This is a genomic window from Oryzomonas japonica (assembly GCF_008802365.1).
GTDB classification, from domain to species: Bacteria; Desulfobacterota; Desulfuromonadia; order Geobacterales; family Pseudopelobacteraceae; genus Oryzomonas; species Oryzomonas japonica.
In genome coordinates, this window is the sequence record NZ_VZQZ01000013.1 from 1 (window position 1) to 13,873 (window position 13,873).

Below are 13,873 nucleotides of genomic sequence, written 5' to 3' on the forward strand. Positions count from 1 at the left end.
CCGATCAAGGCTCAGGACAACCAGCAGCAATGCTATCGCTGCCATGATCAGAAATACTGCACGGCATGCCACAGCAAACTTCCCCAGGCCGGCCTGAAATCACTGGGTTTCAAATCCCACAACAGCCAGGCGGTGAACGGGAACAGATGGGGCATGGACCATGCGACCGAAGCGCGGCGGAACCTGCAGGCGTGCCAGACGTGCCATGCTGACGGCGACACCTGCAAGAAATGCCACAGCGCGACAACGAGCGGTGTGAACCCCCATCCGCGAGGCTTCAAGGGCGGCAACTACAAAGACAGAAGCGGCGGCAAGGTTTGCTTGCAGTGTCACCTGTCGGGAACCTTTTAGGTCGTTATTAAACTGAAGGAGGAAACTATGCAGATCAATAAGTTAAGCATGATGTTGCTGGGCGCGTTGTCTTGTGCCGTATTATTGAACGGCTGTGGCGCCAGCAGCAAAGAAGCGGGCATACTTCCAAGCGATGTGCCCAAGGTGGACGAAGCTTTATGTGCCCAATGCCATGGCTCGTCATATAACGCACAAAGCGGTATGCCTATTTACTCTGAATACGTTCAATCAAAGCATTTCAAGAACAGCGTCGGCGAAGTTATTGGTTGCCAGGACTGCCACGGCGGCGGTTCACAGCATAATGGCGTCGGCCCCATGCCCTACCCGAACCCTGATACTGCCGGAAGATGTTGGGCTTGTCATCAACCTGCATTTATTGGTGCATTCGGCACTCCTACCGCCGCAGAAGTGGCCCACTTCCAAAACATTACCAGCTATCGTGTCCAGTACATCAATCCAACCAGCGCCGACACGACAAGATGCACTTTCTGTCACGAACCCCACAATCCAGACACTGGCCTCGGCGCTTCGGAGCGTAAAGCATGGGCGGCGTCCGACCATGGCGACGTTGCCGGCGCTGCATGGGTGCCAAGCTCGAGCCATAAGTGGCTGATTACCGGCGGCAGCGAAGATTTTTCGCAAGTCATCCCTGCCAGTGACTGCCTACGTTGTCATACCGCCGACGGTTTCGTGCAGTTTACCAAGAGCAACTTCACCAGCGTCGCTAACCTCCCGGGTGATCCAAAGGTCAACTCGGCGCTCAAATGCGATGCCTGCCACTACAACGACAGCTTCTCAGTACGGGGAGTAAACGCTGTCTCTACCTTCTACAACGTCAATATGACGGACAAGGTCACAGCTAAGGTCGTTCAGAGCCACAAAGCGGCTAAATTCCCGGATGTCGGCCATTCAAACATATGCATTTCCTGCCACAGCGGCAGGGTTGCCGGTCCCAACCTGACGGAAATGTTTGCTACCGGCAATTGGAACCTCTCCAATGCTTCATTCCAGAATAGCCATTACATGGCCGCAGCCGGCACCATGTATATGGAAGTAGGCTTCAAAAACTTCACCACGTTGACCGCTCCGGCAGCCACCAGCAACGAAGGTGCTACATTTGCCAGCACCAGAACCTACAACCAGACGCTTTCAGCATTAAACACCACCACACCCGATGGCGTTGCCCTTGGACAGAACAGCGCCCACAGAAGGCTTGGCACGCCGCTTATTGCTAACAGCGAGGATTATCTTACTGCGGCTGGTGACGCGACCGCCATCGCTTCCAACGGTCCCTGCGTTACTTGTCACATGAAGGCGTATAATCCTGTCGCCGGCAATGGTTTTACGCCTCCCGCCGCTGGTCGCCCGGGCGCCGGGCACAGTCTGCAGATCGACGAAGCAACGGCAGAGGAACTCTGCCTCCAATGCCATGCGGATGCTCCCCATCTTGACGGCGGTACGGGTACGGGCACTGGCAATTACACCACAATGAAAACACTTGCCGATATGGAGAAAGCTATGCTGGAACCGCAAAGCACTGCGTTCCAGAATGGTCTGACCCTGGTCAAGCAACTGCTGCTGATCAAGTATGCTATCAAGTATGACGGCACCGCCTATCCTTACTTCTTTGATATGCAAAAGGATGCCACCGGTAAGACGGCAATTACCGATTGGACTCGTAAAAATGTTGCCGGAGTCACCGATGCTGCGGTTGCCGCATTGGGCAACGCCAACATAACGGTCATTCCGACCGGGGGGCTTACCCAGGTACAGGCTTACAGGCTGATGGGCGCCTGTTACAACCTTAATGTCCTGGCCCGCGATCCTGGCGCATACCTCCATGCCCGCACCTATAGCCAGCGGGTTGTGTATGACACCGTCGATTACCTGGACAACAACAAGATGGATTTCACCTCCCTGACTACCGCTCGGGCCATGACTGCAGCGTCAGTAGCTGGCTTGGCTGGCGTCTACACAGGCTATGACGTAAACGTTCTGAACCCGACACCGGGGGCTTCTGGCGGCAGTACGGTTCTGGCCGGTACCGGCCTTGCCACGGAATCAATGGCATGGTTGGCTGGTACGCATTATACCGACACCAAAGGTACAACGCCGACTCCGCTGAGACTTCGGCCGTAATCAGGAACACGGCAACTTGTAATGCATAGTTGGAAATCGCCCCGCCTCGCAAGAGGCGGGGTTTTTTATTGGGTTGTCGATTAATCAGACTGCTCGGACTTGTTCCTTAGCCGGATTGTTTTTAACCGTGCCGGCGTTATCCGGTGCATGACGAAGCCCTGGCGAAACAGGAGCGGGCGACCACATGGGGGGTTGTTCTGTATACATTATGTGCAATTTGTCTGCATCGGATTATAGTATATAGGGTGAGAAGAGGCGTAACGGGCGGGGAGGTACTAAATCATGCAGGTACTTGAGGAATACAGTACCGTCAGCATCGTACTCAAGTTCACGCATATCATTTCATCCTGCATCTGGTTTGGGACCGTCGTCTGTATCGGGGTTCTGCTCTATCTCAACCATGAATCCGGCAGCACCGCGGAGTTGAACGCCTTCAACCTGGGAATCCACTATCTGGACAACTATCTGATCGGTCCGTCGGTGATCATCAGTATATTGAGCGGAGTATTTCTCTGCTTCTGCAAAAAACTGCAATTATTTGCCTGCCGGTGGGTGATCAAAAAATGGCTGGGCAGCCTGATTGCCGTGGCGTTCGGCCTGATATGGCTTGCCCCGTGGTTGCGGGAGTTGGAGATCATCTGCAAGATCAACCAGTTCATGGTCTTTACCATACCCGGCTACTATCGCACCTACTACCTGAACCATATCAGTCTCGTGGTCCAGGAAATCATGTTGCTCTACCTGATTCTCATCTCCCTCTTGAAACCATGTGCCGACCATAAGAATTGCATCCACTGCCGGGAACGCTTCGGTTACAAAAGAGATGAGTGACAAGCCGCTTTCGGCGCCTCTGCCGTTCCCTGACCCGGTGGGTCAGGGGGCCGTAATGACCAGACGGAATCCCACGTCATAGGTGTGCACTTCCGGCTCCAGGGAACTGCGCACCGAGGCCCTGACATTCTTGGGAAGCATGAACCAGCCGCCGCCACGGATGACGCGGTTTGAGCCGGTTGAAGGCCCCTGGGGATTGTCCTTGATGCTGGAAAATTTCTCGTCATACCAATCGCCGACCCATTCCCAGACATTACCGCTCATGTCGTAGATGCCCAGACCGTTGGGCCGCTTCCTCGCCACACGTTGGGTGCGGTCGCCCGAGGTGCTGAAGTACCATGCCACGGCCTCCGCATCGTTGCCGCCGCAGAATTTTTCGCTCTTGCCGCCGCTACGGCAGGCGTACTCCCATTCTGCCTCGGTAGGCAGGCGGTACTCCTTGCCGCTTAGTTTGTTAAGCTTGCTGATGAACTCCTGCACGTCATTCCAACTTACGTTCTCCACCGGACAATCGTCACCGCAGCTCTTGAAAAACGACGGATTGTTCCCCATCACCACTTTCCATTGGTTCTGGGTCGTTTCCTGCTTTGCCATGCTGAAGTCGGAGACACAGACATCGTGAGGCGGTTTCTCGTTGCTGGCGCCATCGCCAAAGGTGTCGCCCATCTTGAAACAGCCGCCGGTGATGCGGGCAAACCGGATGCCGGTAGGGGAATCGGTATAATCCTTGACAGCCTCTCCAAAGGACGGCGCTGCTGCAAACAGGGGCATGAGCCCAATGCAGGCCGCGACTGACAGCAATCTTTTCATGACAATGCCTCCATTTCATTTTTTGCAGCGGAATAGCTGCACGATGCTCCCATGGGCGTGAATACCGCAGCCGCTTCCAGTTGGGCCCGTAGCCGGCGCCGCGGCATAATTTGACAATATGCCTTATTTTTGCCCTTTTTACATCATCAAAACTAGGGTTGAAAGTGCTAGAGGAAATTGATATAGTTTCTAGACAAATTATTACTATGACACTGTCATGGCATCATTTCCGGAGGCGCTTCATGGATATTTCAGTACTACCGTTGTCCGCTGATAAGATGAAGGCAAAATTCAAGGACGAGTCGCATCTCGGCTTTGGCAAGATATTTACCGATCGGATGTTTCTGGCCGAATGGAGTGCCGGTAAAGGGTGGCACGATGCCCGCGTCAAACCTTACGAGCCGTTCGTGCTCGACCCGGCTTGTCTGGTGTTTCACTATGCCCAGGAGATTTTTGAAGGGCTCAAGGCCTACAAGTGGGATGACGGCAGGGTCGCCCTGTTTCGTCCCGAGATGAACGCCCGGCGTTTTCAAACCTCGGCGGAACGCCTCTGCATGCCCGAGGTTCCCGAAGAACTCTTTTTGAACGGTATCGAGAAGCTGGTTTCCCTGGAGCGCGACTGGATTCCCACCGCACCCGGAACCTCCCTCTATATCCGGCCCGCCATGATCGCCGTTGAGCCGGTGCTGGGGGTGAAAACCTCCGATCATTACTATTTTTATGTTATTGCCTCACCGGTGGGCGCCTATTATGCCGCCGGATTCAATCCGGTCAGCATCCTGGTGGAAGACAAGTATGTACGCGCCACGCCGGGCGGCACCGGCGAAGCCAAAACCGGCGGTAATTATGCCAGCTCGATGAAGGCCGGCCAGGATGCCAAGAAAAAGGGATTCGATCAAGTGCTCTGGCTGGACGGCCGTGAACGGCGCTACATCGAAGAGGTCGGGGCCATGAATATGTTCTTCGTCTACGGCAACCACATCGTCACCGCCCCCTTGGCCGGTTCGATCCTTGCCGGTGTTACCCGCGACTCGGTGCTCAAGCTGGCCACGACCCTGGGATGCACGGTGGAGGAACGTCCCATCGATGTCAACGAACTGATGGCCGATTTCAAGAGCGGCAAGGTCACCGAGGCCTTCGGCAGCGGTACGGCAGCGGTGATTACGCCGGTCGGCAAGCTCTGCTACAAGGACGAGTGCGTCTCCGTGGGGCAGGGGGTGGGACGTCTGACCCAAAGGTTGTATGACACCCTGACCGGCATCCAGACCGGCAAGATCGCCGATACGTTCGACTGGGTACGTTTTGTAGCCTGAAAATGACTGAACCGGGGGAGCGGCGCGTCAAACCGCTCCCCCGACCTATGAGGGTAACCATGTCCCCCAGGAACAAGGAAATGAAGCAGGCATCCCCCAACCGATTGTGCGGTTCATGTCGCCGCACGTGCAAACAGGCGGCAAATGCCGTCGTTGCCAAGTGTCCCCGCTACTACCCCTTCAGCCGTACCACCCAGAAGCCTGAATTCACATGGAAACAGCTCGATCTGGGCCTCTTTTAGGTTCCTCCCCGTCAGTACCCCGCGTGGCCGTCGATCACTGCTCCGGTTGCGGCCGGTGCGTGGCCGCCTGTCTTCTCCATTTGGTGACGCTTGAACAACAGGGACACCGCAAGACGGCCCGTATCGTGTCCGCGGAGCGCTGCACCCGTTGCGGCGCCTGCATCGCGAGTTGCCCCATCGGTGCGCTCATTACGGACACCCCCTAGAACTTCACCAAAGGCCACAGGCTGGCGTAGTCGTCCGTCCAGGGCCGGGGCGCCGCTGGCGGTAGTGGCGCGAGCCTGCTCCGCAGTGTGGCATCGTTTATGAATTTCGCGTTCTTGGTGAGCAGCATCCAGTCGGCCTTGAAGATGCCGTTTGGGCTATCGGCCGGTGAACTGACGGACGCTACGCGAAAGCCTTCCAGTTCTCCCTCGGTTCTGATGAGGGGGGCGAGGTCGAGGAAACGGTTGGTGACATTGATGGCGATGATGCCGTCAGGGCGCAGATGGCGGCCGTACACGGCGAAACATTCCCTGGTCAGAAGATGGATCGGGATGGCGTCGCTGCTGAAGGCATCCACCACCATGATGTCGAATTGCTGCTGCCGTCCCGATACAAGCTCCGCTTCCAGCAACAGCCGTGCGTCGCCGGTAGCCGTCTCGATCCGGGCAGCGGAATCGGCAAGGTAGAAAAAACGTTCCCGGGCAATGGTGATGACCGCCGGGTTGATCTCATAAAACCGGAACAGATCCTCCGAAAGCCCGTACACCGCGATGGAACCGGTCCCGAGACCGATAACGCCGACCCGTAACGGCAGGTGGAGTGCGCGGCGCGGATGGAGGAGCAGGGCAAGCCCGGCACCGCTCCCGGGGCCATAGTACGACGTGGCGAGGCGGCGTCTCCCCGGTTCCACGAACTGGATGCCGTGGGTGATGGCACCATGCATCAAGGTCCGCATTTCGCCGGAGTTTTCCAGGTGTTTTACCACCCGCAGGACCCCGTAAAAATTGCGGGTGACCGTGTCGGTATAAGGCGTATAACTCAGCAGCGGGCGTGCCGTAGTAATGACGAGCAGAACGATGCCGCAGCCTGCGAGCGGCATCAGCCAGTGCGGGGCGCGGCTGAAGAAGCCGCTTCGGCGCCAGGCGGCAACAACGGTGAGACAGGTGGCCCACCACGTGACCGGATACTCCCAAAAGTTGGTGAAAAGGACTGGCGCGGCCAATGCGACGAACATACCGCCCAGCGCCCCGCCTGCCGATAGCGCCAGGTAAAAGGTCGTCAGGCGGGTGGGGTGGGGGCGGGAGCGCACCAGTTCGCCATGGCAGACCATACAGCCGGCGAACAGTGCGGCGAGGTAGACGATGATCTGCAGCGGTAATGCCACCCTGGTGCCCAAAGCGAAGACCGAGCAGGCGGGGACCAGAAAGCCGGGCAGAAGGATGCCCCACAGAACCCGGTCATAACTCTGGTCGTTGCGGAAACAGATAACGAAGCTGAACAGGTAGAGGGCGAGGGGGGCAACCCAGAGAAAGGGGATCACCGCCACCTCCTGGCAGAGCTGGTTCGTTGTCGCCAGCAGCAGGGCAGAACCACATGCCGAGAGCAGCAGCCAGAATAGCAGGTCGACGGCTGAGATCGCCGGTCCGATCACATCCTCACTTCGTTCTGGCTGACCGCCATTTGTGGTTATGGCGGTGCGAAATGTGCCGGAGAGAACCGGTCGTAGGACGCAGGCGGCACAGGCCAAGCTGTAGAGGCCGAACCCCCAACTCCAGACAATGGCCTGATGCCGGAGGGAGAGCAGGGGCTCGACGACGAACGGGTAGCTTGCAAGGGCCAACAGCGAGGCGATGTTGGAGAAGGAGTAGAGCCGGTAGGGCGAATGCTTCGGAACATCGTGCTGGAACCAGTGTTGGACAAGGGGAGCTGAGGCGCAAAGCGTGAGGTACGGCAACCCGATGGTGGCCACCAGGAGCGAAAGGATCGTCGGTGCGGGTGGGCTCCCCGGAGCAGGTTTCCAGATATCCGCGGCGGGAGAGACCGGCAACAGGATGAGGGAAGCGATCAGGAGCCCGCCATGGATGCAGGCCTGCCGCGTCCGGCTCAGGGTCGAGACGCCATGGGCATAGGAGTAGCCGGCAAAAAGCCCGACCTGGAAGAAGACCATGCAGGTCGCCCAGACGGCAGGCCCGCCGCCGAACCAGGGAAGGATGGAGCGTCCAACAAGCGGCTGGAGTTGGAACAGGAGGAACGAGCCGAGGAAGATCGTGATGGTATGCAGGGGCATCGGTTCCTCCCGTGGTTGCATCTCTTTCAACGACCCCTCTGCCCCGTGTCCCATGACTGAACGCACCGAACGTTAGCGCATGCCAAGTCTCTTGAGCAGGATGCCGAGGAATTTGTTGATGGGATTGTCGCGATGCAAAAATGACATGACCGGCGGTTTCCGCACGCCGACCATGGCAAGCAGCGCAGCAAGTTCCGGATCAGGGGCGTGCTGGATCCCCTCCCTGAGAACCTTGAGGGCATCCTCTTTGTTTGGCCCCAACAGGTGGATGCGGGCAAGGTTCAGGTAGTGAACCGGGTTGCCCGGTTCCTGTGCCAACGCCTCGCGGCACAGGGCCACCCCCTTTGTGACATGGCCCCGCTCCTTTGCCATGCAATAGGCGTAATAGGAGGCACAGAGGGAGGTTGGCTGCGCATCCATGGATCTTTCGAAATGTCCCAATGCCCTCAGGATACTGCCGGCCTTGAACAGGATCAGGCCATTATCGAACTCCTTGCGCGCATCACTATCGGTCATGCATAACTCCCGGTGGATGATTGATGGAGGTGTGGTCCGACCTTCCGGTTCTCACCCCTTGAAGGCCCTCATCATCAATTCAAAATCCTCCAGAAGCGCCTGCAGGTCTTCCTCATGCTCGATTTCCTGCTGGAGGATCTGCAGCACCATGTTGTGGGTGATGGGATCCTTGTCCTTGGTTACCTCCAGAAGTCGGCTATAGACGCCGATGGCGCACTGCTCTCCCTTGATGTTCTGGTCGAGGATGACCTTGACAAACGGATCGTCCGGGGCGTCGTAGCCGCAGTTGGTCAACTTGTACCACTCTTCCGGCTTGGTGACCGGGGTCCCGCCGAGCTGGATGATCCGCAGGGCGACCATATCGGCGTGCAGCAACTCCTCGGTGGCATGCTGGAGCAGTTCGGCCCCGACCGCGTCCTTCATGGGGCCTTTCACCAGCTTGGCGCCCAGCCAGTACTGATGGTACGCAAACCACTCATCGCAAAAGGCCCGTCGTAACAGATCGATGAGTTCATCCACATTCATGCCGATGATTTCGCGTGCTCTTGATCCCATGATGTCCTCCTTGCCATTAATTGTGTTGCAACGAAGCAGCCGCTATGATTGAACGTGATCGTGTATGGCAAACTTCTGTCTCATTGTGCCGAAACGGCAGGGGGTTACAGTCGAAAACCTCTTGCTGCCGTTTAATAAATGGTGTGCATCACACTGGTAAAGATGCTTTCATTCGGTACGATGGCTCTGCTCAGCGGGTGTACAACGACCTGACCGGGCGGGCGAGCCGGGCCAACAGCAGCGACAGGGCAACCAGTACCAGGTTCTGTCCCACCGTCATCCATGAAAGGGGACGGGCAAGGTAGGAACCGAAACAGCCGCAGTTGAGAATCGGCACGTTGCGCAGGAGCATGAAGGCGGCAAAACAGGCATAGACGCTATGCAGCACCAACGAGGTCCAGGCCGCCTGCCGCAGATGGCGCCCCCAAAAAAGCCATGAACCGATCACCAGTTCGACGCCGCTGATCATGATTGCCGCCGGCCAGTGCAGTCCCTGGGGAAATATGTGATACGAATGCAGTACCGCTACGAAGCCCGACATGTTGCTCAGTTTGGCGATTGAGGCAGTCAGCAGGATCAGTCCGAGCACTATGCGCAATGCTATTTTCATGATGGTTCCTTTTGGAGGCTCATAACATATTGTAAAATGGACATGTAGCACGATTTTGCACCAATGTAAATCCGCCATTCTGCGGACTGTCGCGTGGCGGGGGGCAGGGGCCTGTTTGACAATGTCGTCCGCCATCCCTATACTGGCCCCACAAAAATGTGCAGGAGCAACCATGAACAAACAGATATATGTCATCGGGCACAAAAACCCCGATACCGACTCCATAGCGGCGGCCATCGGTTACGCGGAGTTGAAGAAACAACTCGGCCATGCCAACGTCAAGGCTGCCATGGCGGGCTCGCCCAACCCCCAAACCCTTTATATCCTTGGCCGCCTCGGCATTGAGCTGCCGGTTTACCTGGCCGATATTCACCCCAAGGTGCGCGACGTCATCAAGCGCCAACCGGTCACCGCCGGGGCGGAAATGCCGCTCAGGGAAGCCTTGGCATTGTTCCATCGCCACAGTATCAGGGTGCTGCCGGTGGTGGATGGGGCGAATGCTCCCATCGGTATTGTCTCCCTTCTCAAACTGTCGGAAAAATATCTGGTGGCAGGCTCCGACCGCAAACGGGGTGTGGACAGCTCGCTCTCCGCTCTTGCCGGCAGCCTGGATGCAACCTTTCTGTCTGGTGGAGCGTCGGACGAACTGGAGCACCTCCACCTCTTCATCGGCGCCATGGAAGAGGATTCCTTCCTCTCCAGAATTGCCGGTTATGACCCGGCGACCATGCTGGTCATGACCGGAGACCGCCCCTCCATCCAACAGGCGGCCATCGACAAAGGGGTGCGGATTTTGGTGGTGACCGGTGGTTTGGCGGTCGGGGACGATCTGGTCGCCAAAGGCAGGGAGGCCGGCGTCGCAATCCTTTCGACGCCCCACGACACCGCCACGGCCGCCTGGCTGGCCCGCCTCTCCACGCCCCTGGCCTGTTTCATCGAGCCGGGATTTGAACGGATCGGCGTCGGCGAACCGCTGGAACACCTGCGCCTCAAGCTGCTCCACTCGGGCGAGCCTGCGGTGGTGGCCGTGGAAGAGGACGGTTCCATCGCCGGGGTCGCCACCAAGTCGTCGCTTCTCGCCTCTTTCCCCTATGCCCTGATCCTGGTGGATCACAACGAACTGGGGCAGGCCGTGCCGGGGGCGGATACGGTGGAGATTCTGGAGGTGATCGACCACCACAAGCTGGGCAACCCCCCCAGCAATCAACCGATTACGTTCATGACGGCCCCCGTGGGGAGCACCTGCACGGTGGTTGCGACCCTCTACCGGGAACGGGGGCTGGAGCCGGAAAAACCGATCGCTGCCCTGCTCTTGGCCGGTATCATGTCCGACACGGTCATCCTCAAATCCCCCACCACCACTGAACGGGACCGGGAGATGGTGGCCTGGCTGGAAGAACGGGCCGGCCTGGACCACGTGGCCTTCGGCAGGGATATCTTTTCCTCGTGCAGCGGTTTCAAGGCCTATGGGTCGTTGGAAAAGGCGGTTCGCTCCGACTTCAAACACTTCACGGCCCACGATACCCTTTTCGGCGTCGGCCAGGTCGAGGTGGTCGGTTTCGACGAGTTCTACGAGATCAAAGACGATCTGCGTCAGGTGCTGAAACAGGTCAAGGAAGAGGAAGGGCTGCACATGGCGGGCCTGATGGTGACCGATATCTACACCGAAAGCACGCTTTTCCTGGTGGAGGGGAAAAACGAACTGGCCCATATCATGGGGTATCCCCAGTTGGAGCCCCGCCTGTATGAACTGAAAGGGGTCATGTCCCGCAAGAAGCAGATGGTGCCCCACCTGTTGAAGGTGCTGGGGGCGCTCTGACCACCTGCCGTCGCTTGGCAGAAACAGGACACTAAAATTACCGATGGAGTTACCATAATGACGCAAAAGGCAATGCTCTGTCCCCGCTGCCGTCAACTGATCGGCAGCGAAGAATCCGTCTGTTCCTGGTGCGGGGCGCAACGTTCCAGTGCCTGGTGGCGTCCCACAGCCTGGGTGCAGGGCGGGGTCGATGGGGCCTGGCTGGTCAAGGCCATCATCACCGTCAATATCATCATCTATGCATTCTCCATCATCCTCAGCATGGGGCGCGGAAATGCCGCCGGCCTGCTGTCCATGCTCAGCCCGGACCAGACGGGCCTTATGCTGCTGGGGGCGACCGGAACGGTGCCCATTGACGGGTACAACGGTTACTGGACGGTGATCACCGCCAACTACCTGCATGGCGGCATTCTGCACCTTATCTTCAACCTGATGGCGTTGCGCCAGATAGCCCCCTGGGTCACCCAGGAGTACGGGCCAGGCCGCATGTTCGTTATCTACACCCTGGGGGGCGTCTGCGGTTACCTTGTTTCCTATCTGGCGGGGGTTCCCTTTACCATAGGCGCCTCGGGGGCCATTTGCAGCCTCATCGGTTCGTTGCTCTACTATGGCCGCAGTCGTGGCGGCGTCTACGGGGCCACAGTCTTTCGGGAGGTCAGTGGCTGGGTGTTCGGATTGGCGCTGTTCGGCTTCATTATGCCGGGCATCAACAACTGGGCCCATGGCGGCGGTATTGTCGGCGGGATCGTACTGGGGCTGCTTTTGGGGTATGATGAGCGCAATAAGGAGAACGCCTTGCATCGGCTCCTGGCCCTACTGTGTGCCGGAGCCACGGTGGGGTTGCTTGGGTGGAGGATTTTTGTGCTCGTCACCCTCGGGATCGGTCATTGATGTTAGATGTGAGTGCATCAAGAGGGACAACAGAGAGGGAGTAGACCATGAAACGATTGCTGGTGGTCATGGCGCTGATGCTGGCATCCAGCGCCCAGGCCGATGTCTATAAGTGGATCGATGGGCGGGGGGTGGCCCACTATACCAACAAGGAGTACGAGATTCCCGCGCGTTACAAGGCACGGGCAAAGCCTCTGCACATAGAGGCGGTCCAGGCCGGAGCACCGGCCGCACCAGCCACAGCACCACCCCAACAGGCCACGCCCACGCAACCTCCGGCCCAACCACAGGACAAACCGGTGTCCCCCCAGGTTGCCCCGCCGAACCCTGGTCCACAACCGGTTGTCACCCCGGCCGGAACGCCACCGGCACAGAGCGTACCTATCCGGCCGAGGGTGAGGCGCAGAATTCACTCAGGGGATGAATAACCCGGTTACTGGTGAGAAAATAGGTATGGATAGATGCGCCCGGACACGACAAAGGGTTAGCCGTCAGGCTAACCCTTTGTCGTGTCCGGATAGGAAAATTGTGCAAATTACTTGAGGTTACCCAGATAGTCGACAATAGCCTTGAGGTCGTCGGCCGGCAGGTCGGCGAAGGACGGCATGGCGGTTGAGGGGTTTTGTTTTTTGGGATCTTTGATGAAGTCCTGGAGGCTGGCAGCATCTTTCCGGGAGGCGATGGCTGTCAGATCGGGGCCGACCACGCCGCCCTGATCCTTGATCTTGTGGCATTGGGCGCATTTGGCTTTGAAGAGTTGTTCTCCGGTCTGTTTTTGTGCCGGGGCCGACGCCGTCTGTTCGGAGGGCTTTTCCACCGGTCTGTTGGCGTCATTCTTGGTACAGGCCGCGGTTGCGGTCAGAGCAAACAGTGCAGCGAGTAAAATAAGGGCATGGTTGCAGCGCATGGGGCATCTCCTTTTATGCTGATAATACAGATTTCGTACACTCTATTCCAAACCTGGGCCGGCGGCAAATGTGTATACCGCTGCCGCGGCGCATTCGCGGGGGCGTTTTTGCCTTTTTTGGTTCTAACACAATTTGACAAAGAGAACTTCACGGGTAGCATCTCCTGAGAGGAATTCATTTCATTCAAGGAGCAACAGCATGAAAATGTCCGTGGCAATTCTCACCCTGTTGGCCGTGTCGGTAAGTAGTGCAATGGCAGCCGTTTCACCCTCCCCTGAGCGGGGTAAAGAGCTGTTCAACAGCACCGCCCTGGGGACAAACGGTAAAAGTTGCGCCAGTTGCCATCCTGGGGGCAGTGGGCTGGAAAAGGCCGCTGCCTCTGCCCCTAAAAAGCTTGAAAAGGTTGTGAACCAGTGCATTGTGAAAGCGCTCAAGGGGAAGGCCCTCCCGGCCGGTTCTCCTGACCTGGCTTCACTCGTCTCCTACCTGAAGACACTCTCCCCCGCCAAGACGAAATAGCAGGCAGCCGCCCATCTTGGAGCCGGCGTCCCGCAGGCGGTTCGCGTGCGGGACGCCGGCATGGGTGCGGATGGCAACAAAGGGGACAAAAAAGGGC

Annotated in this window: 15 protein-coding genes and 1 pseudogene; 10 read left to right on the forward strand and 6 right to left on the reverse strand. The window is 57.9% G+C overall.

Going from position 1 to position 13,873, the window contains the following annotated elements; translation table 11 throughout:
- From F6V25_RS16185 to F6V25_RS16195, 3 genes and pseudogenes are all read left to right on the forward strand, one after another.
- Positions 1–351: pseudogene (locus F6V25_RS16185) on the forward strand (cytochrome c3 family protein); the annotation flags it as partial.
- 27 nt (positions 352–378) lie between these two features.
- Positions 379–2,490 carry a hypothetical protein gene (locus F6V25_RS16190; protein ID WP_151129650.1) on the forward strand — a complete coding sequence of 704 codons (2,112 nt, stop codon included), beginning with the start codon at positions 379–381 and terminating at the stop codon, positions 2,488–2,490.
- 282 nt (positions 2,491–2,772) lie between these two features.
- On the forward strand, positions 2,773–3,321 hold the full coding sequence (locus tag F6V25_RS16195) for a DUF2269 family protein (RefSeq protein ID WP_151129651.1): 549 nt from the start codon (positions 2,773–2,775) through the stop codon (positions 3,319–3,321).
- Between the two features lie 42 nt (positions 3,322–3,363).
- On the opposite strand, the gene F6V25_RS16200 is transcribed toward F6V25_RS16195, so the two are convergent.
- A complete protein-coding gene (locus tag F6V25_RS16200) occupies positions 3,364–4,131 on the reverse strand; it encodes a formylglycine-generating enzyme family protein (protein WP_151129652.1) in 768 nt (255 codons plus the stop codon).
- Positions 4,132–4,373: 242 nt separating this feature from the next.
- Here F6V25_RS16200 and F6V25_RS16205 point away from each other — a divergent pair, with 242 nt between their 5' ends.
- From F6V25_RS16205 to F6V25_RS16210, 3 genes are all read left to right on the forward strand, one after another.
- Entirely contained in the window at positions 4,374–5,444 is a 1,071-nt protein-coding gene (locus tag F6V25_RS16205; RefSeq protein WP_151129653.1) for a branched-chain amino acid aminotransferase, read from the forward strand.
- Positions 5,445–5,524: 80 nt separating this feature from the next.
- A complete protein-coding gene (locus F6V25_RS17115) occupies positions 5,525–5,686 on the forward strand; it encodes a hypothetical protein (protein ID WP_191965748.1) in 162 nt (53 codons plus the stop codon).
- Positions 5,656–5,892 carry a 4Fe-4S binding protein gene (locus F6V25_RS16210; RefSeq protein WP_151129654.1) on the forward strand — a complete coding sequence of 79 codons (237 nt, stop codon included), beginning with the start codon at positions 5,656–5,658 and terminating at the stop codon, positions 5,890–5,892. The genes F6V25_RS17115 and F6V25_RS16210 overlap by 31 nt, the downstream gene beginning before the upstream one ends.
- On the opposite strand, the gene F6V25_RS16215 is transcribed toward F6V25_RS16210, so the two are convergent.
- The 4 genes from F6V25_RS16215 to F6V25_RS17120 all read right to left on the reverse strand — a co-directional run bounded on the left by F6V25_RS16215 (position 5,889) and on the right by F6V25_RS17120 (position 9,639).
- A complete protein-coding gene (locus F6V25_RS16215; RefSeq protein ID WP_151129655.1) occupies positions 5,889–7,958 on the reverse strand; it encodes a fused MFS/spermidine synthase in 2,070 nt (689 codons plus the stop codon). The two genes, F6V25_RS16210 and F6V25_RS16215, sit on opposite strands and share 4 nt — an antisense overlap.
- A 72-nt stretch (positions 7,959–8,030) precedes the next feature.
- Positions 8,031–8,474: a tetratricopeptide repeat protein gene (locus F6V25_RS16220; protein WP_151129656.1), complete on the reverse strand. Its 444-nt coding sequence runs from the start codon at positions 8,472–8,474 to the stop codon at positions 8,031–8,033.
- Positions 8,475–8,525: 51 nt separating this feature from the next.
- Positions 8,526–9,029 carry a ferritin-like domain-containing protein gene (locus tag F6V25_RS16225; protein ID WP_151129657.1) on the reverse strand — a complete coding sequence of 168 codons (504 nt, stop codon included), beginning with the start codon at positions 9,027–9,029 and terminating at the stop codon, positions 8,526–8,528.
- A gap of 190 nt (positions 9,030–9,219) precedes the next feature.
- Positions 9,220–9,639, reverse strand: coding sequence for a MauE/DoxX family redox-associated membrane protein (locus F6V25_RS17120; RefSeq protein WP_191966238.1), 420 nt, complete (start codon positions 9,637–9,639; stop codon positions 9,220–9,222).
- A 172-nt stretch (positions 9,640–9,811) separates the two neighbouring features.
- Here F6V25_RS17120 and F6V25_RS16235 point away from each other — a divergent pair, with 172 nt between their 5' ends.
- Genes F6V25_RS16235 through F6V25_RS16245 form a run of 3 tightly spaced genes read left to right on the forward strand, consistent with a single transcriptional unit; the run spans position 9,812 to position 12,777 of the window.
- On the forward strand, positions 9,812–11,458 hold the full coding sequence (locus tag F6V25_RS16235) for a putative manganese-dependent inorganic diphosphatase (RefSeq protein WP_151129659.1): 1,647 nt from the start codon (positions 9,812–9,814) through the stop codon (positions 11,456–11,458).
- A gap of 57 nt (positions 11,459–11,515) precedes the next feature.
- Entirely contained in the window at positions 11,516–12,349 is an 834-nt protein-coding gene (locus F6V25_RS16240; RefSeq protein WP_151129660.1) for a rhomboid family intramembrane serine protease, read from the forward strand.
- 47 nt (positions 12,350–12,396) lie between these two features.
- Entirely contained in the window at positions 12,397–12,777 is a 381-nt protein-coding gene (locus F6V25_RS16245) for a DUF4124 domain-containing protein (protein ID WP_151129661.1), read from the forward strand.
- A 107-nt stretch (positions 12,778–12,884) separates the two neighbouring features.
- On the opposite strand, the gene F6V25_RS16250 is transcribed toward F6V25_RS16245, so the two are convergent.
- Entirely contained in the window at positions 12,885–13,256 is a 372-nt protein-coding gene (locus F6V25_RS16250) for a c-type cytochrome (protein ID WP_151129662.1), read from the reverse strand.
- A 199-nt stretch (positions 13,257–13,455) separates the two neighbouring features.
- Here F6V25_RS16250 and F6V25_RS16255 point away from each other — a divergent pair, with 199 nt between their 5' ends.
- Positions 13,456–13,776, forward strand: coding sequence for a cytochrome C (locus F6V25_RS16255; protein ID WP_246167076.1), 321 nt, complete (start codon positions 13,456–13,458; stop codon positions 13,774–13,776).
- Positions 13,777–13,873 lie beyond the last annotated feature (97 nt).